At 41.2% G+C, this 19,089-nt stretch carries 14 protein-coding genes; 7 read left to right on the top strand and 7 right to left on the bottom strand.

What is annotated here, in order from left to right; genetic code table 11:
* Positions 1-28 precede the first annotated feature (28 nt).
* The 3 genes from MKY54_RS02005 (at position 29) to MKY54_RS02015 (ending at position 5,381) form a co-directional block, all read left to right on the top strand.
* Entirely contained in the window at positions 29-1,645 is a 1,617-nt protein-coding gene (locus MKY54_RS02005; protein ID WP_339189281.1) for a sigma-70 family RNA polymerase sigma factor, read from the top strand.
* Between the two features lie 265 nt (positions 1,646-1,910).
* Positions 1,911-4,301, top strand: coding sequence for an ABC transporter permease (locus tag MKY54_RS02010; protein WP_339189283.1), 2,391 nt, complete (start codon positions 1,911-1,913; stop codon positions 4,299-4,301).
* Positions 4,302-4,403: 102 nt separating this feature from the next.
* The gene (locus MKY54_RS02015; RefSeq protein ID WP_248549122.1) at positions 4,404-5,381 is read left to right on the top strand and encodes a phosphotransferase; all 978 of its coding nucleotides are present in this window, start codon (positions 4,404-4,406) and stop codon (positions 5,379-5,381) included.
* A gap of 47 nt (positions 5,382-5,428) precedes the next feature.
* On the opposite strand, the gene MKY54_RS02020 is transcribed toward MKY54_RS02015, so the two are convergent.
* Positions 5,429-6,322 (bottom strand): AraC family transcriptional regulator, encoded by an 894-nt coding sequence (locus MKY54_RS02020; protein ID WP_076124617.1) that lies wholly within the window; start codon positions 6,320-6,322, stop codon positions 5,429-5,431.
* 145 nt (positions 6,323-6,467) lie between these two features.
* Here MKY54_RS02020 and MKY54_RS02025 point away from each other — a divergent pair, with 145 nt between their 5' ends.
* The 3 genes from MKY54_RS02025 to MKY54_RS02035 all read left to right on the top strand — a co-directional run bounded on the left by MKY54_RS02025 (position 6,468) and on the right by MKY54_RS02035 (position 11,260).
* Positions 6,468-8,720: a beta-L-arabinofuranosidase domain-containing protein gene (locus MKY54_RS02025; protein ID WP_339189285.1), complete on the top strand. Its 2,253-nt coding sequence runs from the start codon at positions 6,468-6,470 to the stop codon at positions 8,718-8,720.
* A gap of 306 nt (positions 8,721-9,026) precedes the next feature.
* Complete coding sequence (locus MKY54_RS02030; RefSeq protein ID WP_339189286.1) at positions 9,027-10,742, top strand: ABC transporter ATP-binding protein; 1,716 nt, start codon at positions 9,027-9,029, stop codon at positions 10,740-10,742.
* A gap of 35 nt (positions 10,743-10,777) precedes the next feature.
* The gene (locus MKY54_RS02035) at positions 10,778-11,260 is read left to right on the top strand and encodes an NUDIX hydrolase (RefSeq protein ID WP_076101239.1); all 483 of its coding nucleotides are present in this window, start codon (positions 10,778-10,780) and stop codon (positions 11,258-11,260) included.
* A gap of 65 nt (positions 11,261-11,325) precedes the next feature.
* On the opposite strand, the gene MKY54_RS02040 is transcribed toward MKY54_RS02035, so the two are convergent.
* Positions 11,326-12,222: a LysR family transcriptional regulator gene (locus MKY54_RS02040; RefSeq protein ID WP_339189288.1), complete on the bottom strand. Its 897-nt coding sequence runs from the start codon at positions 12,220-12,222 to the stop codon at positions 11,326-11,328.
* Positions 12,223-12,561: 339 nt separating this feature from the next.
* Between MKY54_RS02040 and MKY54_RS02045 the strand changes: the two genes are divergently transcribed.
* A complete protein-coding gene (locus tag MKY54_RS02045; RefSeq protein WP_339189290.1) occupies positions 12,562-13,233 on the top strand; it encodes an O-methyltransferase in 672 nt (223 codons plus the stop codon).
* Between the two features lie 214 nt (positions 13,234-13,447).
* Here MKY54_RS02045 and MKY54_RS02050 read toward each other — a convergent pair whose 3' ends face one another.
* The 5 genes from MKY54_RS02050 to MKY54_RS02070 all read right to left on the bottom strand — a co-directional run bounded on the left by MKY54_RS02050 (position 13,448) and on the right by MKY54_RS02070 (position 18,910).
* Positions 13,448-15,394 carry an ABC transporter permease gene (locus MKY54_RS02050; RefSeq protein WP_076185672.1) on the bottom strand — a complete coding sequence of 649 codons (1,947 nt, stop codon included), beginning with the start codon at positions 15,392-15,394 and terminating at the stop codon, positions 13,448-13,450.
* Entirely contained in the window at positions 15,384-16,145 is a 762-nt protein-coding gene (locus MKY54_RS02055) for an ABC transporter ATP-binding protein (protein ID WP_076192732.1), read from the bottom strand. The genes MKY54_RS02050 and MKY54_RS02055 overlap by 11 nt, the downstream gene beginning before the upstream one ends.
* A 106-nt stretch (positions 16,146-16,251) precedes the next feature.
* Positions 16,252-17,256 carry a sensor histidine kinase gene (locus MKY54_RS02060; RefSeq protein ID WP_076185674.1) on the bottom strand — a complete coding sequence of 335 codons (1,005 nt, stop codon included), beginning with the start codon at positions 17,254-17,256 and terminating at the stop codon, positions 16,252-16,254.
* Positions 17,253-17,942 (bottom strand): response regulator transcription factor, encoded by a 690-nt coding sequence (locus MKY54_RS02065; protein WP_076124606.1) that lies wholly within the window; start codon positions 17,940-17,942, stop codon positions 17,253-17,255. The genes MKY54_RS02060 and MKY54_RS02065 overlap by 4 nt, the downstream gene beginning before the upstream one ends.
* Positions 17,943-18,019: 77 nt before the next feature.
* Positions 18,020-18,910, bottom strand: a complete 891-nt coding sequence (locus MKY54_RS02070; protein ID WP_248549116.1) for a TetR/AcrR family transcriptional regulator — start codon at positions 18,908-18,910, stop codon at positions 18,020-18,022.
* Between the last annotated feature and the right edge of the window lie 179 nt (positions 18,911-19,089).

Consider the following 19,089-nt stretch of genomic DNA (forward strand, 5'->3'; position numbering starts at 1 on the left):
ATCCCATCCGTAACCTTTAGGAACTTCATTGGCACTTGTATATAATACGGAAGAAGGGAGCGGAGGACAGATGCTTCAGTATATCGAAGAGGCTAAACAAGGAGACCGACAAGCTTTTGAACAGATTGTTAAGCACTTTACACCGATGGCCAATGCAGTTGCGTTCGAAAAGCTGCGTGACTATCAATTAGCGGAAGATGCTGTGCAGGAAGCTTTCACAGAAGCCTTTTTGCATTTGAATAAATTACGAGCAGTAGAGGCATTCCCGGGCTGGTTTAAAGCTATTGTGGTGCGGCAATGTTATCGCATCTTGCGAAGAAAGCAGCATCCTGCATTACCCTACGATGAAGCTGCGCAAGCGACAGAATCTTCATTTTCTATAGCAGATATTATTGAGAAAAAGGAAACCCAACGGCTGGTTCACGAGTCTATAGCTGCATTAACGTCCAATATGCGGATTGCCGTTCAATTATATTATTTTCAAGGCTACTCACTACAAGAGATTGCTGACTTTCTGGGGACTTCGGTTTCGGTATTGAAGAAGCGACTTTTTGATGCCCGCCGCAAGCTGAAAGGTGCATTGCCTGTGGCAGATGTTCTTTCCGTATTCAACCATTTGTACGAAGGGGGAAAAGCTGTGCTTCACATTGTAAATGGAGATGTAGTGGGAGAGAAGCTGCGGCAAGGAATCGTGAAAGGTGATGTACTAGTGTGGAGAGAGGTATATTCGCATGGGCCGGTATTTTTGGATCCTGCCGATGGAGATAACCGCGCTGTTCGAGCGCAATATTTGGAACAAACGATGGGGATTCCGCAGAGGGAATTTATCGCCAATAGTGAGAGGCAAGAGAAGATTTTAGCTGATTTCCATAAATATGAAGAAGTGGTGTTATGGTTCGAGCATGACCTTTTCGATCAGACGATGCTCAGTTATTTACTCCATTGGTTCTCGAAGCAGAAAATGTTAACCACCAAGCTAAGCTTACTATGCATTGGAGAGTATCCGGGAATAAAGTTATTTCGAGGACTTGGACAACTTTCTATAGAGCAGATGGAAACATTATCAGGCACATGGAAGCTAATCGGAGCCAAAGAATTAGAAGCAGGTCAAGCACTCTGGGAAGCCTATGTATCACCGAATCCAGAATTGCTGCAACAACGATTAACTACAGATACATCGGCGTTACCCTTTGCACATGACGTCTTCCGGGCGCATTTATCGCGCTTTCCTTCTACTACAAACGGACTTGGCATCGTAGAACAAATCACGCTGGAGATGATCCGTGAGGGAATAAAATCACCCTATGAGCTGTTCAAAAATGTGGGTGATAAGCTTCATATCTTGGGAATGGGCGACTTGCAATATTGGCATATCCTAAGAAAGATGGTACAAGGCACGTACCCTTTGCTACAAACCCATGGATGCAATGAGTTCCCTGTTTATAACGATTCAGTAATGCAATTTAAAGACTGTGAGCTTGTATTAACAGAGCTAGGTAAGAGTGTAATAGCTGGAAACGAAGACTGGGTGCAGAAGAATGGCAGCGATGAGTGGTTTGGAGGTGTACATCTGCAAGGATTGACTCCGCGCTGGCGGTGGAATCCGTTGGTCGGTGCGCTTCAGGAGAGAAGTGCCGAGGCGTAATTTATTAATCTAAATGTTTGCTACACAAGGCATATTGAGCATAAAAAGACTTCCGCTAATTTGGAGATACTCAAACGCTCCAGAGGGGGAAGTCTTTTTTGTTGTATCCATATATTATATGAATAGTAAATATAGTATATATCATCTATTTAAAGGGTGATTGATCTTTGTTGGAGAATATTATCTATAGAATAAATAGTGAAAGTATTCACTTGATGATGCAAAGGGAGGAATATTCGTTATACGATAGGAGGATGATGTATCAATGTCCATACAGAATAAAACAGCAATGATAAGAATTGCAAAAGCAAATTTAAAAGCGGAAAAAACCAAAAATTACTTTGTAGGCAGTGTGATAGCTTTAGCTGCGTTTTTATTAACTGTTGTAATGACCTTTGGTTATAATTCTTTTACTAACCTACAACATGAGTCGAATTTCCAGGCTTTATTCTATAATCTCAATAACAATGAAATCTCACGATTGAAAGAAATAGAGGGAATTAATAAAATCGGACTCTATAAGGAAATAGGCAGAGAGAAAAAAGAGGAACGCCTATTGTCCATTCTCTACACGGATCAAGCCATGATGGATTTATCAAATGCCAATATCGTTCTGGGGAAGTTCCCTACAAAAGAAAATGAAATTGCAATAGAAAAAGACTTTCAGTTATCCGATGATCGAAGCCTGGGGCTTGGCGATTCTATTTCTTTGCAATTTAGAAACAATGCCAGCAAAGAATTTCAAACCAGCCAATTTGTGATTTCTGGAATTCTGCAAACAACCGCATCAGGTAACGAGAATCGAATCGGCTACAATGCTCTGGTATCAAGCGCGTTCGTTGAGGCAGATCCATTTATTTCCAAAGAGGATTTCTCCGCGGCAATTAGCATCAACAACAGCAGCAGTTATTCCAACGAGGAACTGAAGTCAAAAATCAAAGAAATAGGGCAGCGAATGGGTATCTCTGAGAGAAATATTCAGATCAATAATGTAAATGTGGACAGTAATAATCTGTCAGGAAGCACTGTGATATCCATCCTGTCTATCATGCTGATCATCGCACTGGCTTGTTGGCTAGTTATCTACAATATCTTTTATATTTCAATTACTAAGCGAATTAAACAATACGGACAACTTAGAGCAATCGGTGCAACAAAAAAGCAGATAAAACAGCTAGTTCTATATGAAGGGAAAAATCTTTCAAGAAAATATATCCCTATTGGAGTTATCTTAGGATGTTTAATGAGCTGGATTTTAAGTGGCTTTCACTGGAATGCAGTTCCAAGTTTTTCACTTGCCTTTTTAGCCGGTTTGCTCACCAAAGTAACAGTTAGAGCTTCATTAAACGCACCATCTAAATTCGCATCAAGAATCTCTCCTATAACGGCGATTAGACATGTAGATGCCGATGTTAATACAAAAAAGGAGAAAAGAAACTCGAAAAGACTCACACCATTTTCTTTAGCTGCATTGAACTTATCAAGAAGCAGGAAAAAGACGGTGTTAACTTTGCTGTCTCTTTTTTTAAGCGGAACGCTATTTGTTTCCTTGGGGACATTGTTAAACTCGGTCGATCCAATCTCAAAAGCAGAGAAATATTTTCCGAATCATGGTCGGTTTGATATTCAAATTAATAATGAGTTGTATTCTGAAACAACCTCATTAAGTGATCTTCAGACGGAAGGGCAACTATCTACTTCTTTAAAAAATAAAATCCTAGCTATAAATGAAGTTGAGGACGTAATAGAACATCAGTATATTGAAGCTGCTATCGAAGGAATAAAAACGGATGACGAGGCCGCGATAGTCAGTATTGAGAATATCCCTACGTTAAACAACGAAAGATGGAGTAGTCATTTGGCTGAGGGGAAGATCCCAGATGTTGATTCGTCGGATGCATCCTACATTCTCCTTAACAGCGCCAGTAGTGACTTAGATTATTACGGGGCTCATTACGCTGTCGGTGATCATATTTCATTCATAATTGCTAATGATCAGGAGAAGGCCAAACATGATTTTGAGATCATTGGAGATATTACGGATAAGAATTCAGGAACTTCATTTTATCTTCCACCCAAAGTAATGCAAACTGTAGCCCCTTTTAATAGCAATAAGAGCTACGAAGTTATTACTATGGATAAATCGAATGAAGAGTCAATAAAGAGTGAGTTAGAGGGTGTGATTCTCAATGAGGATACACTCAAATTATTGTCTTATTCCGAAGTTGTGGAATCCAATAGAATTGCTTTTAGAACTATTACTATTTCAGTGTATAGTTTTATGGTTTTTATAGCAGTATTCAGTATGATCAATCTCTTGAACACCATAATCACCACTATTTCTGCAAGAAAAGGGGAGCTAGGCCTTATGCAAGCCATAGGAATGAGCCGAAAACAATTAATGGCTATGTTAACCTATGAAACAGGATTTTTAGTGGTTGGAAGCTTTACGATGGCTCTTTTTACGGGCAATCTAATGGGATACATGATAAGTAAGAGTGCAGGGAATATGGGGGGGCTTTCCTACATTCAATACCAATTCCCTTGGAGTGCTATTTTCCTGTATTTCTTGGTTATTTTACTTGTCCAGACTGGTATGGTTCAGTTTGTTAGACGATCAATATCGAAGCAGAACATTATAGAGCAATTAAATTAACGATGCGGAAAGTTTAGCTATATTTAATAAATCCCTCGCCTTTATACGGGCCAAACGTGAAAATAAATAGTGAGTAGTAATTAACGTTGAAGGGTGATTTATATGCTGAAACTGCCGGTGTATCATTCCGTAATTTCTTCCCATGCCATAGTACCCGTAATTAATGATCTTTATGAAATCGGGGATGTTCTGGAGTGTAGTTTTTATGAGAACGGACTTAATGATACCTATTTACTAAAGACCTCTATTGATAAATACATTCTTAGGATCTATAAAGCTCATTGGCGAAATAAACATGAGATTGATTTTGAAGTGGAGTTATTGAATCACTTAAATAAGAAGAATATCCCTGTATCGGCTCCGATAATCAGCAAGGATGGTGGTTACCTAATTGAGCTGGAGGCTCCTGAAGGAACACGTTACGCAGTTCTGTTTACTTTTGCAAAAGGCAATTATTCCGATGAAAAAGCTAGCTGTGAATTATACGGTGAACAAGTGGCTAAGATGCATCTGGCTATGGATGATTTCGAATGTGGGCAGCAAAGATTTACGCTTAATCTGGATCATCTGCTTCAAGAACCGCTTCAATCGATTCGCAAGCCTTTATCCCACAGGCAAGAGGATATCGATTATCTAGAATCTTTGTCGGAAGTATTGGCAAATAGCATAGCTGAAATCTCATCAGAGCTGGATTGGGGGGCATGTCATGGTGATCTTCATGGAGCGAACGTACATTTCTACGAGGATACCCTGACTCATTTCGACTTTGATTGCGGAGGTTTTGGCTGGAGGGCCTATGATGTTTCCGTGTTTCTGTGGTCAAGGGTTAGAGGGAAAGAACGAGAGCATTTTGACAATGAACAATGGACTGTTTTCCTGAACTCATACCAAAAGCATAAAGTATTATCTGAGAACGATTTAAAGGCAATCCCTATATTTGTTGCTATCCGGGAGATATGGTTGATGGGTCTGCACACAGGGAACGCACAGGTTTGGAGTTGCGGGTGGCAAAACGATCATTACTTCAATACTAATCTGCAATTCCTACGTAATTGGTGTGAAGTTCATTCTATCCAATAGACAATACCCAAACAAGAAGCCACTCCATATTTAGGGGTGGCTTTACTTCAGTCATTATTCATAAACGTCTTATGATAAGCGTTACGATATTGGGTGGGTGTCATGTTTTCGTATTTTCGGAAGAGGCGCATGAAATATTTATCGTCGGTGAACCCCGTCTCTGTCGCGATGTCCCTCACGCTTAATGCGGTTCTGGTTAGTAGCTCCTTCGCTTTAGTCACACGTACTGAATGGATATATTCTAATGGCCCCATGGAGGTATGCTGTTTAAATAGCCGAGCTAGATAGTCCTTGTTGTAATTGAATTTATCCGCGATGATGGCCACGGTAAGCGGTTCGCTTGCATGTATCCTTGTCCACTCAGCTATTTTGACGAAGGTGACATCTTGCTGTGCGCGGATCAGCTTACTGGCGAACGGCTGAAGTGCATGCTCAGACAGCTCAATTAAAAGCGAGGTCAGCAAATAATTAACGCTGGAATAGGTTAAATACCCCGAGTTGGCCACATGAAGGATTTGATTCGCCAGAATATGAATCCGGTCACTATGTTCGATTTTTATGATTTGGGGCAGATATAGATCATGTACGGACCATAAGCGCTGTGTGCGCGAAAAGATTTCTTCTGCCTCAGGCTTCATTTCCTCCTCACTCAGTAATAACCCCTCGGTTGTCAGTTCGAAATGAAACCAATAAAACTTAACCCCGGGTCGTGACTCTCTATAGCCGACATGTGTGCGATTAGGCATGAGCAGAAAAGCTTCGTCAGGACCTACTTCAAATTGTTTGTTCTCCTCACTCAAATATACCGTTTCGTTCACGCCAATGATTAGTTCGTAGTTCCCCATAACACGCTCCACATGCTTCCATGGTGTTTCTGAGATAAATTCACCTGCCGCTGTAAAATGAACAGGTACATCTGCATTTATTTTTAAGTAGGTCATGCGGTCCTCCTAGCAATCAATAAGTCGGGTTTGTCCACTATTTGTACGACTGATCTACCGACAAATCAACGTTCCGGTGTTATCTTATGGATACAAATATACACTTGTCATCTAACCCTGACAAGATTGCGAGGGAGCGATTTCATTGAAGACGCAAGCTTTTGATCTACAGAACGTACGAATTGATTCAGGTCCACTTCTCCATGCGATGGAGTTAAATACTGATTATTTACTTAAGCTTGAGGCAGATCGGCTTCTGTCGCGTTTTCGCGAATATGCTGGCTTAGAGCCTAAGGCTGCTCACTACGAGGGCTGGGAATCTCAGGGTATTAGCGGCCATACGTTAGGCCATTTTATTTCTGGATGTGCGTTAATGTATGCCTCTACGGGAAATGAAGAGCTGCTACAACGCGTGAATTATGTAGTAGATGAATTAGAGCAATGTCAGGATGCGCATGGCAATGGCTTTATTTCCGGCATTCCTCGTGGCAAGGAGTTATTTGAGGAAGTGAAGGCAGGCGACATTCGCTCACAGGGCTTTGACCTCAACGGAGGTTGGGTGCCGCTTTACACGATGCATAAGCTGTTTGCAGGTCTTCGCGATGCTTATCGATTGGCCGGCAATCAGAAGGCGCTCGTTATTGAAACGAAGCTGGGGCTGTGGCTTGAGGATATTTTTGCAGGGCTGAGTAAAGATCAGATCCAAGAGGTGCTGCGTTGTGAGTTTGGCGGCATGAATGAAGCGCTGACGGATTTGGCAGAGGATTCCGGAGAAGATCGTTTCCTCGCGTTAGCGGAAAGCTTTTATCATGGGGAAGTGCTTAATGATCTGGCCGTAGAAAAAGATACCCTAGCTGGAAGACATGCTAATACACAGATTCCAAAAATCATCGGAGCTGCTAGACAATATGAGGTAACTGGGCAGGAGCATTATGCAGGTATTTCCCGCTTCTTCTGGGATCGGGTCGTGAATCATCATTCTTATGTGATCGGCGGCAACAGCTATAATGAGCATTTTGGTGAACCGGATAAGTTAAATGATCGATTGGGTGAAGGTTCCTGTGAGACATGCAACACGTACAACATGCTGAAGCTGACTAAGCATATGTTCCAATGGGATGCGTATGCAGCGTATGCGGATTACTACGAACGTGCGATGTATAATCACATCTTAGCCTCTCAGGAGCCGGTAGATGGCCGGGTATGTTACTTCGTATCTCTCGAGATGGGTGGACATAAATCGTTTAATTCGCAGTTCGAAAGCTTTACGTGTTGTGTAGGTTCGGGAATGGAAAGCCATTCTATGTATGGCTCGGCGATATACTTCCATAGTGCAGATGAGCTTTATGTCAATCAGTACGTACCTTCTACAGTGGCTTGGAAAGAGCAAGGCATTAGCTTGCAGCAAGAGACCAAGTTCCCGGCAGAGGGACAAGGTGTACTGCGGATCAGTGCAGCACAGTCAACGAAATTCACATTAAAGCTAAGATATCCTTACTGGGCTGAGCAAGGGATGAGTGTTAGCGTAAATGGTGAAGATGTTCAAGTAAATGTAGGCAAATCTAACTACTTTACTTTGGATAGAGAATGGCAGGATGGAGACGTTGTCGAATACGATATTCCGATGTCGGTGAGAATCGAGACGATGCCGGATAATCCGAACCGAGTTGCATTCCTTTACGGGCCACTTGTGCTGGCAGGTGATTTTGGGCCTATAAATGCAGAGGCCAATAGCGATCGCGCCCTTGCTTCCGTATTAATCGGAGATCGGGACACACTGACGGACAACCTCATCCAATCTAATGTGAGCAAAAATGTGTTCCGGATGAAAGGTTTAGGGTATACAGGGGATCATGAGCTTCGTCCGTTCTACCCTATGCATGATCATCGTTATTCCGTGTATTGGGATTTATTCACACCGGAAGAGTGGAAGCTGGCAGAGGCTGAATATCGCGAAGCCGTGGAGAATAACTTGCTGCTTGAGCAGTTAACTGTCGATTCGGTACAACCTGCTGAAATGCAGCCTGAACGCGATCATAATTTCACAGGTGAATTTGTAGGCTTAGGTAAAATCCACAATCGCAAGTATCGGGACAGCTGGATCAATGGCTGGTTCTCCTTCACGATGGAAGTTTTGCCGGATGAGCAAGTGGATCTGGTGGTCACGTATCTGAAGTCGAACGATACTTCGCTGGCATTTGATATTTTGGCGGATGGGGAGCAACTTGGTGTAGGCACTCTTGAGTCTGAGGAGATGAATAAGCTGGAGACGATTCGCTATGAACTCCCGCAGCCGATCACGAGCGGCAAATCAGCAGTTACGATCAAGTTTGCTTCTCATGAAGGACATAAGGTTGGCCAAGTGGCCGGACTACGTATCGTTAAACGTAATTCTTGAATAAAAAGGCTTACAGAATTATAATAGGGTCAATTCTTTTAATTGAGGTGAAATGGATGTCTTTCCGTACCGTTACAAGGAACTAGTTATCGGGCTGGGTGAAACGCGTACCAGCTATCAAGGGGGGAGTCTACCCTTTTGATTACAACTAACTAGAGCTTTGAACGGTGCCATAGGCAGCTATTTTTGTAGAGCCAGGCACTTAACCTATTTAACTTAGAGAACCGTTTATTTGTGGATGGTTTTTTACAGTGGGATAGAGGCGCCTGGCTTTTTTGCATTCAATTAAAAGAGGGGATAAATGATATGTTAAAAAAGAGTCTAGCTCATCTAAAGTGGTGGGTATGTGGTTATATTTTATTGGGTTTTGCCATTCAGCTGTTAAGTAGTTTAGGGGTTGTTGTCTTTCAAAAAATATTAGATAAGGCCACGGTAATCAACAGTTTTGGTGAAATATCCACATTAATTATGGTGTATGGGTTTCTGCTAGCTGGGGTGGCGATCCTGAATTATATAGACGAATACCCGAGTGTGTTTTTATCGAACAGCATCACGGAGCGGTTAAAGATTATTGCACTGTCCAAAATATCAAAAATGGATTATCAAGCGTATCAGGATATGGGAACAGGGCAGATGATTAAGGTGATCGAGAACGGGGCAGCGGCTGGAAACAGCATTATTTTTTCTTTTTTTCTCAAAACATTACATGAGTTGTTACCTACTCTTCTATTCAGTCTAGTCTTTATCAGCTTCTATGATCTAAGGATCATGTTAGTGATTGCAGCTGGCTACGTGGTTGTCTTTCTGATAACAAATCTGTTGTTGAAATTTCTGTATGCCATGAAGGCTACCATTCTCCAAGAGCAAGAAAAGATGTCCAGATTCTCTATCCGCGGGTTTATGGAATTGGTCGTCTTTAGAACCAACAAGAGATATGAGAAAGAGATCGATAAATTAAGCCAGACTGCACGCACTATCATTCATAAAAATGCTCAGCTAAAAATGATCCATGAAGCTTTTTTTGCTATATTCGAGTTATTTGTCACGATCATTAAAGTTGTTGTCCTGATTTATGGTGTGAAAAGCATTGTCGCAGGCGAGACCTCCCTTGGTATTGTGGTCGCATTGTTTATGTTCATCGATAAAATTTATACCCCAGTTGCCATCTTTAATGTTTTATTTGTAGATTACAGACTGAATAAAGTGACCTACAGAAGATTCGAGGAATTTATTGCTGCCCCAGAAGATAAGAACTTGGAATCCGGAGAAGCCATCACTGAGCTCCAAGGCAATATTGAGTTTAGGGAGGTGTCCTTTACTTATGGGAATGTGCAGATACTGAACAACCTGTCTTTTTCGCTTACGCGAGGAACTTCTGTTGCTATTGTCGGATTAAGTGGAGGCGGGAAATCTACGCTGATTAAATTGATTGTGGGGTTATTAAAAAAGGGCGAAGGTGAACTCTTACTGGACGGTAAGGATATCGATGAGATTCGTTTGAATAGCTACTATGATCATATTTCCTATCTATCCCAAGATACGCCGATTTTTGATGCTACGATAAGGGATAATATTGTATTTGATGAGGATACTCTGTCGGATGAAGAGCTATATGAGATTCTAGAAAAAGTTCATTTGCAGGAAAAAGTAAGCCATTTGCCGGATCGCTTAGATACTTTGGTGGGCGAAAAAGGTCTCAAATTATCAGGAGGCGAAAGACAGCGATTAGCCTTTGCCAGAATCATTGCCCAAAAAAGAAATATTCTAATTCTGGATGAGCCTGTGTCAGCGCTTGATAATATCACTGAGCAAAGTCTTATGGAGACGATTTTAAATGAATTTAAGGACAAAACTATCATCATTGTGGCCCACAGGCTTAATTTTATAAAAGACGTTGATAAGATACTGGTAGTGGATCAAGGGTCAATTGTTGGGGAAGGGAAGTTTGATGATTTAATAGAACAGTGTGAAGCTTTTAAAGCGTTATGGAATAGAAAAATATCGTTTACAGATTATCGATAAATTGCTAGACTCTTCTAAAAAAAGAGGTGCTATCTATGGCTTGGCCAACACATATTGTAGCGGTGGGTGGAATTGCAATAAATGAAGAGGGAGATATTCTTTTAGTAAAAACACATCATGGTGGCTGGGTATTTCCTGGAGGACAAGTGGAAGTTGGAGAAAACCTAATGGATGCACTAATTCGCGAGATTAAAGAGGAAAGTGGAATAGATGTCGTTGTTTCTCAATTGATTGGCGTGTATTCGAATACAGGTATGCATAAATGGTATGACGGTGAGACGGATGTTCCTACCAAGGTCATGTTAGACTTTATCTGCAAGCCCGTGGGTGGAGAATTAAGTACTTCGGAGGAAACATCTGAAGTGATGTGGGTAGCCAAGGAGAAGGTGCTGGATCTGATTTCTGCAGCGGCTATTCGTACCCGCTATCAAGCTTATTTGGATTTCGACGGAAATACTAGGTACATGGATTATGTAACTGGAGGTGCGTTTGAAGTTAAATTGGATCGGACGGTGTAAAAAAGAAGCTTTGAGGCTTTCCCGAAAGGGAAGGCCTCTTTTGTTGGGAATGAGCAATCATTCCGCTATATCGTATAAGGATTGTGTCGAATCATCTCAATTAAATTCACTGCGGCTGCTGATAAGGGCTCATTTTTACGTGTACAGATCGCAATGGTATTTTTCAGATGGACGCCTTCTACATATACTCGGCACAATTCTCCACGCTCTACATATTTGCGTACGACTAATGAAGAAACGTAGTTTGCACCATATCCGGCGATAACGGCTTTGATGGCTTCATGTAGTCCATTAAATTGCAAAGAGATGATAGGAGCGGGTGTGTTGTATGTGCGGCATAAAGATAATAATCGCTCCCGCGTTGAACTCCCTTCTTCACGCATAACGAAGGGTTCCTTCATCATTTCGGATAGAGAAACTTGCTGATTGGCATAACGATGATCGGGTGCGACTACAAACCATAACTCGTCCTGAAATAACTCCTCTGTCTGGATTGTATCTGGATAAGCCTCGGCGATTCCTCCATAAATAGCTATATCCACATCTACATTTAACAGCTGCTTGAGGGCATCACTTGAGTTGGTAGTGGTGATCATCATCTCCACTTGTTCATATTGCTGCTTAAACTTTGCAATCCAGGTAGGAATGAGAAAGTGAGCAGGCAAATACGTTGCGGCTAGACGGATACATCCGTTACTGCCGTTAACATAATCTTGAGCGAATTGCTCAATTTGTTGTTCTACGGCGAACAGTCGCTTGGCGAGTAGAGTAAGCTCTTCCCCTGCATCCGTTAAAGCAATTCCTCTGCCTTGAGGTTTAAATAGGGCAAAGGACAGTTCCTTTTCGAACTTCTTAATCTGCGCAGTGATGGCAGGCTGACTTATATTTAAAATTTCTGAAGCGCGTGTCACACTGCCTGCCGATGCGATTACATGGAATAAGCGTAAGGCATGTAGGTTCATGGTTAAACTCCCATTCTTCGATTCATATATTAAATATATAAATTAAATATAAAGATATATTATATTTATGATTATAACTGATTTACAATACAGATATAAAGATGAACTTGGAAAGATGAGATTAGGGAAAGGAATAATGGAGAGGAGGTTTGGAACTTTAGGAGCGTAGCGATCGCCTTTGTCTCCGGATTTCAACCATGAACAGTGTTTAAATTGAAGAAATCTGGAGACAACAGCGACCGGAAGTCCAAACACTCCTCGTAGTTACGAACGATCCCTAAATGTGGAAATTATAAGTTCATTTAAACCAAAATCAATACTAAAGGAGAAGTGATAAATATGTATCAAACGACTACTTGGGATAAAGTCGATCAGTATATTACAGAGCGCCTGATTCCACAGGACGTTGTGTTGGAAGAAGTGTTGGTCACCAATCAACAGGCAGGGTTGCCGCCCTTTGATGTTTCGCCTAGTCAGGGGAAATTCCTCAATCTACTGGTGCAAATGAAAGGTGCACGCCGGATTTTGGAGATTGGCACCTTGGGCGGGTACAGTACGATTTGGATGGCAAGAGCCCTGCCGTCTGACGGACAGATAGTTACCTTGGAGCTGGATCCCATTCATGCGCAGGTAGCTAAAGCTAATCTTTCGCTTGCCGAGGTGGATCATCTGGTAGAGCTTCGTGTAGGGGATGCATTAGAGCAACTGTCTCAGATGAAACAAGAGGGCGTTGAACCCTTCGACTTTATTTTTATAGATGCCGATAAACCGAATAATCCTAACTATTTAAAGTGGGCGCTGCAATTCTCCCAGCCCGGAACGGTGATCCTTGGAGATAATGTGATTCGTGAAGGCGAGGTCATTAATGAGAATAGCGAAGACGCTCGTGTAGTAGGCGTACGGGAATTTTATGATCTGTTGGCTGAAGAGTCTAGAATTTCGGCTACTGTCATTCAGACGGTGGGAAGCAAAGGTTATGATGGATTTGTATTGGGGATTGTGAATAGCTGAGGGATTCGACAGATCCTCTGAGCGTTACGGACCCCGTTGGCGTTATTTGCGAATTTTTAGCCTATAGAGCAGGGTTTCGGACTCCAGTGACGCTATTACTTAGAAAGAGGTTCATCTGTGTCCGATAGATGCCGGTGCCTCCTACCTGTAAATGATATCAAATCAAACAAAGGTGTCCCTAAGCCATGATGGCTTTTGGAACACCTTTGTTATTTTAAAGCGCCTCTTTAATTACCTTTTTGTAATAGAAGACGGACAATATTGCAAAGATCGAATACAAAGCAGTGTATAACAGCATCACCAGAATCATCGGTGTCCAAAGCTCTGTGCCGAATAAGAACCAGCCGGATTTAACGGCGAAGTAGCTGTGAAGCAGACCTATGACTAATGGAATACCGAAGTTGAACAATTGCTTCATCTGTATACCTCTGAGCAAATCACCTTGCGTGAACCCAAGCTTTCTCAGAATGGTGTAGTTAGGTTTTTCATTTTCACTTTCATCCATTTGTTTAAAGTATAGAATACATCCGGAGGTAATCAAGAAGGTTAACCCCAGAAAAGCAACGATAAACATAATGAGTCCCATATTTTGTTTTTGACCTTTTATCGACTCTAATTGAGAGTCTTGTTTGTTTTTCTCATCAAATTTCAAGGTCTTGAAAAGTTCATTTGCCTGTTCAACGCTGGCCCGGACTTTCATATCAATCCCGATATTAAGGGAGGATCCCCTTTGAAGGGCAGGATCTAAATCCTTCTTTAAGCGCTTAAAGATCGATTCGTCTACAACCGCAACCGGTAAGCCACCACCTGTGTAATACCCTGAAATGGGACTTTCGATATCTAATCTTTTATAATCCTGTGGAAAAACCTCATGTAACCCTTTGAGTTCAATCGCACCTTTATCTTTCATAGTAACAAAATTATCCAGTGCACTGCTTGATTTCGTAAAATAAGCTTTATCTGGAGTTAGATCAACGTCTTCAAGTGCATTTTCACTTATGACCGCCAGGGTCATAATATTTGAAAACATATTGTCTCCGTCCGGTTTTTTAACAAGAATCTCTTCAACATCTACATCGACCTGAAGGACTTGGGTCCTTCTTTCTGTAAATACTAAATCATTTGCCGTTAGGATCTTTGTAAATTGTTCAGCCTCTTGGGCATTCGTGAATACAAAATCCGTTGGGACATATTGCTTGGAAGTTTTCTCAGCAGAGTAAAAGGAAATGTAGCTAAGGGATAATAAACCCAGGGCTAGTGCCGATACCGTTGTGATGATGGTCAATAATACGGCATTGGATTTCATGCGAAACATAATGGAGGAAAGAGATAGAACCTCTCTAATGTTCAGATAGCCGTTTTTCCGCTTACGAATGATATGAAAAATAAAACTTACCGAGCCTTTATAAAATAGATAGGTCCCAATAATGACGGATCCCAAAATAGTAATCATGGATATAGCCAATTGATTCATTGAGGTTACGTCGTCGGTAAGTAATTTAGAGGAGAGCACATAGCCCAGTAGGATTAGGCCAATTCCGACAATCCCTATGATCATTTCAAAGAAGGATAACTTTTTCACTGTACCTTCTGTTGTTGAGGTCACCCGGAACAAGGATAAGATACTTTGTCTTTTAATAAATCCATAATTCATCAGCATGATCAAAAGATAAATCACACAGAATACGATCAATGTCTGAATCAAAGCTTCGATAGAGAAATGAAGGGAGGCTATAGCATCGACCCCCATTATTTTAAATAAGATCATGAGGATCAATTTTGAGATAGAAAAGCCTACTAATATCCCCAGGATCAAGGAACCGAAATATAGGATAAAGTTCTCTGCCGAAAGAATGCGGAAAATTTTATTTTTGGTCATTCCAATTAACTGAAATAAGCCAATTTCTTTGCCGCGTCGTTTGATAAAGATCGTATTAGCATACAACAGGAAAATAGAGACAATTACGACTAGTAAAACCGAGGCAGCCGTGATGGCTGCGCCCCCTTTGATAGAGCTTTCCAGCTCATCCATCGAGGGATCGTATTGCAAGGTGACAAAGGCGAAATATAAGGCCACACTAAAAACTAGCGCAAATACGTATAGGTAGTAATTTCGGATGTTTTTTCGCAGATTTCGAATCATTAATACATTAATGCTCATTCTGCACACCGCCTAATACACCCTGTGTTTTTATAATGTCGTTGAAGAAAACTTGTCTTGATTGTTCTCCTTTATTTAGTTGCGTATAGATTTTTCCATCTTTTATAAAAATAACTCTACTACAATAACTGGCAGCCACTGGATCATGTGTAACCATAACGATGGTTGCTCTTCGTTTTTGATTGAGTTCACTTAGCTTATTTAATAAATCAGAAGCGGATTTAGAATCCAGCGCCCCGGTAGGCTCATCAGCAAAAATAATACTTGGATCATGAATGAAGGCACGAGCTGCTGAGGTACGTTGTTTTTGACCGCCAGAGATTTCATTGGGGTACTTATTTTTTAATTCCAAAATCCCCAATTCCTTTGCGAGACTTTCGAATTTCTGATTGGCGGCTTTCTTGGGTGTATTGGTAATGGATAGTGGCAGCAGGATGTTCTCCTTTACCGTCAGCGTGTCCAAGAGATTATATTCTTGAAAAATAAAACCTAAATGATTCTTGCGAAATTCAGCGAGCTGCTTCTCTTTCATATTGGAGATTTCATTGCCCTCGATGGTAATAGATCCGTTACTGATTTTGTCGATCGACGAGAGTACGTTGAGTAGGGTGGTTTTACCTGAACCGGAAGGCCCCATGATGCCAACGAATTCGCCTTCTTCTATACGAATATCGAGTCCGCTTAACACGGATTGTTTGTTTAATTTATTGCCATAGCTTTTATGAATTTTAGTAGCTTCTAGAATTGCCATAATGATTCACTCCTTCGTTTCTTCTTGTATAGCTTTATTATAAAAAAGTTTATTGTTCTTATCCTGCGATTGCCCGAACAAAATATAAAAGCATGTGACATTGTTGTCACATGCTTGAGATTTTAACGAATTCATTTTTGAGTGGGAAGGTTAGCGTAAATGTTGATCCCGCTCCGAGCTTGGATTGAACCCCGATGATGATGAGTAAGGATTGAGCTGCTTTCTGAGCTAAATATAAGCCCATGCCTGTGGCGGCATTGTCGCGATGTACAGTAGTGGAAGTAAACCCTCTGTCGAAGATGCGCGGCAGGTCCTTCGGATCTATCCCGCGCCCGCAATCCTTCACCTCAAGAACGATATGTTCAGCTTGCTGGTAGCTATTCACTGTAATATCAGAAGCCTCACTATATTTTACGGCGTTGGTTAGGAGTTGTCTGAGGATAAAAGCCAGCCATTTAGCATCACTAAGCACTTCAGCAGCTTCTAAGTTCAACTCAAAGCCGATTCCCTTCTGAATACACCAAGATTGTAATGTCTTAATCTCACTAAAAATAAGCGTTTCTATATCGATTTGCTCCATGTACAGGTCGTTTTCAATAAATGGTATCCGTCTTTGATGGAGCTGCTGATCCAGCAGCAGGTGAATACGCAGCCACTCATAGGTCAAGTGCCCCTTCATAACATCATCTTCTATACGCTCAATCATTAGATGCATTGCGGTCAGTGGAGTCTTTACTTCATGAATCCAGGATAACAGCTCATCCTTCTCTTGCTCCAAATTCATTAAATTGTCTGAAGCAGTCCGCTTTAACAATTTCACTTGGTTGGTGATGCTCTCTTCGATGATTTTCTCAAAAGGACTTTCGGCAAGAGCGATGCTTGTCAGATCGAGATCATCGTCCCGCTCATTTAAGCTTTTATAAAATCTGGTTTCCTTAGGATAGCGAATGACTAGAAAAATTACGAAAAAAATCATCGATAAAGAGACCAGATAGAGCACTGAAGACAGGGGGATGGTCGGGTCCATAAAGGTGATAAAGAGCATAAATAGATGTACAAAGAGAAAAAGCAAAATCCAACCGAGTCTTTCGAGCAGGTACTTTTTAATCATAGAGAATCCTCTTCAATGGCTACGTACCCTTGTCCAACCTTCGTCTCAATAAACGCCCCTAATTCAAGCTCGTCGAGCTTTTTGCGCAGCCGATTTACGTTGACGGTAAGGGTGTTATCGCTAATAAAGCGCTTATCGTCCCATAAGCTATTAATTAATTCCTCGCGGGTGACAATTTTATTCTTTTTCTCAATGAGCAATTTCAATATGAAAATCTCATTTTTGGTAAGCTCAATCGTTCCCGTGTCGTTGGTCACTGAATTCCGCTCATAATCGACGGTAGCTCCGCACCACGTTTTGAGTTCAATGTTATCCGTATTGTAATTGTACACACGCCGGAGAATGGCTTGCACCTTGGCAATGAGTACATCGAAATGGAAGGGCTTTTGGATATAATCATCGGCTCCCAGCTGCATGGACATCACCATATCTGTCGGATGATCCCGAGAGGATAAGAAGATAATCGGCAGATTAGAGTGAGAGCGAATCATTCTGCACCAATGAAACCCATCGAATTTGGGTAATTGGATATCAATTATCACTAAATCAGGTTTGATTTCCGTGAATTCCTGCGTAACATTGTTGAAATCTTGAATGCCATATACATCATAAGACCACTGCGTAAGCCGTTCTTTGATCTCATTAAACAGCGTTGTATCATCTTCGATTAATAAAAGCTTGAACAAATCGGTCACCACACTTTTAGTTTCGTGCCTTGCGTTTAGAATACGCTTAAATGATTGAAGCCATACTTTGATTGTGCTTAGAGCATTGCAGATAACACTGTCTGATAATGCGCAAATTCCTTCGTTTCATTAAACTGAGGGCACATTTTCAAGGAGAGCAGGGCGCTTTCGATTAAGAACTCTCTTGGTTCCTTGTTGTTCATGATCTCTTCTTGGATAAAATATAACAGCTTCAGTGCATTGGACAGGCTAGGATCATCGGCGGCGAATGATTTATCAATAATTTTTTTTAAGCTTACGGTCGCAAACGATAAATCATTATTAAAAAAATCAGTGTATTCAGCAACAGGCAATAGTTTCCCTACATGATCGGGGGAGATAAGCTGCATTCCTTTTTCACTTAAGTCCTCAACAATCGTCTGGATAAGAGTAGTGCAATAATTAATGATTTGTTGAGAGGTAATGACTTCATTCATGGCACTGTTAATTTGCAGCATATGTTGCAAGATGCCTGTGAAAATGATGGCTCCATCCAGTAGATAGGGTTTTTTATCTTCAGAAAATATATGCAGGAAACGTTCATGCACCCAGGTTAATAAGGTGAATTTAGTTTTTTTGATGAACGTAATTAAGTCCGGATCATTGGAGACCAGGGCATCTTCAACCAGCTGCAACAATTTATTTTTCTTATTGATTTTCATAACCAGTTGAACCTGTTTAGCGAATATATCAATGTCAGAGGGGTCCTGGCCAATAAGCAGGCCATTTCTGCCTTCTTCCAGCTGGTCATGAATAGAGGTGAACACAGCTTTGAAGAGATCCCCTTTGGAAGGGAAATAATTATAAAAAGATCCTTTGGAGATCCGGCTGTGATTCAGAATGTCCTGTATGGATGTGGCGTGGTAGCCTTTTTCAATAAATAATTCATGTGCTTTTTGAATCACTTGCTCTTTCCGTTTATTTATCATCTTAGGTGCCCCTTTAAGCTGGACTCTTTTGTGCAAAAAAACTCTTCACGTAGAATAGACTAGCTTATATTTCCACTTAATACAATTTAGTTTTTAAATGAATTCTGACTTGCCAAGCAGTAAATATAAGAGTAATATATTCTACATTGTAACATAAGTTCAAAATTGAACCGACGGTA

It is taken from the genome of Paenibacillus sp. FSL P2-0121, from assembly GCF_037975345.1.
In the GTDB taxonomy this organism is placed as follows: domain Bacteria; phylum Bacillota; class Bacilli; order Paenibacillales; family Paenibacillaceae; genus Paenibacillus_AQ; species Paenibacillus_AQ odorifer.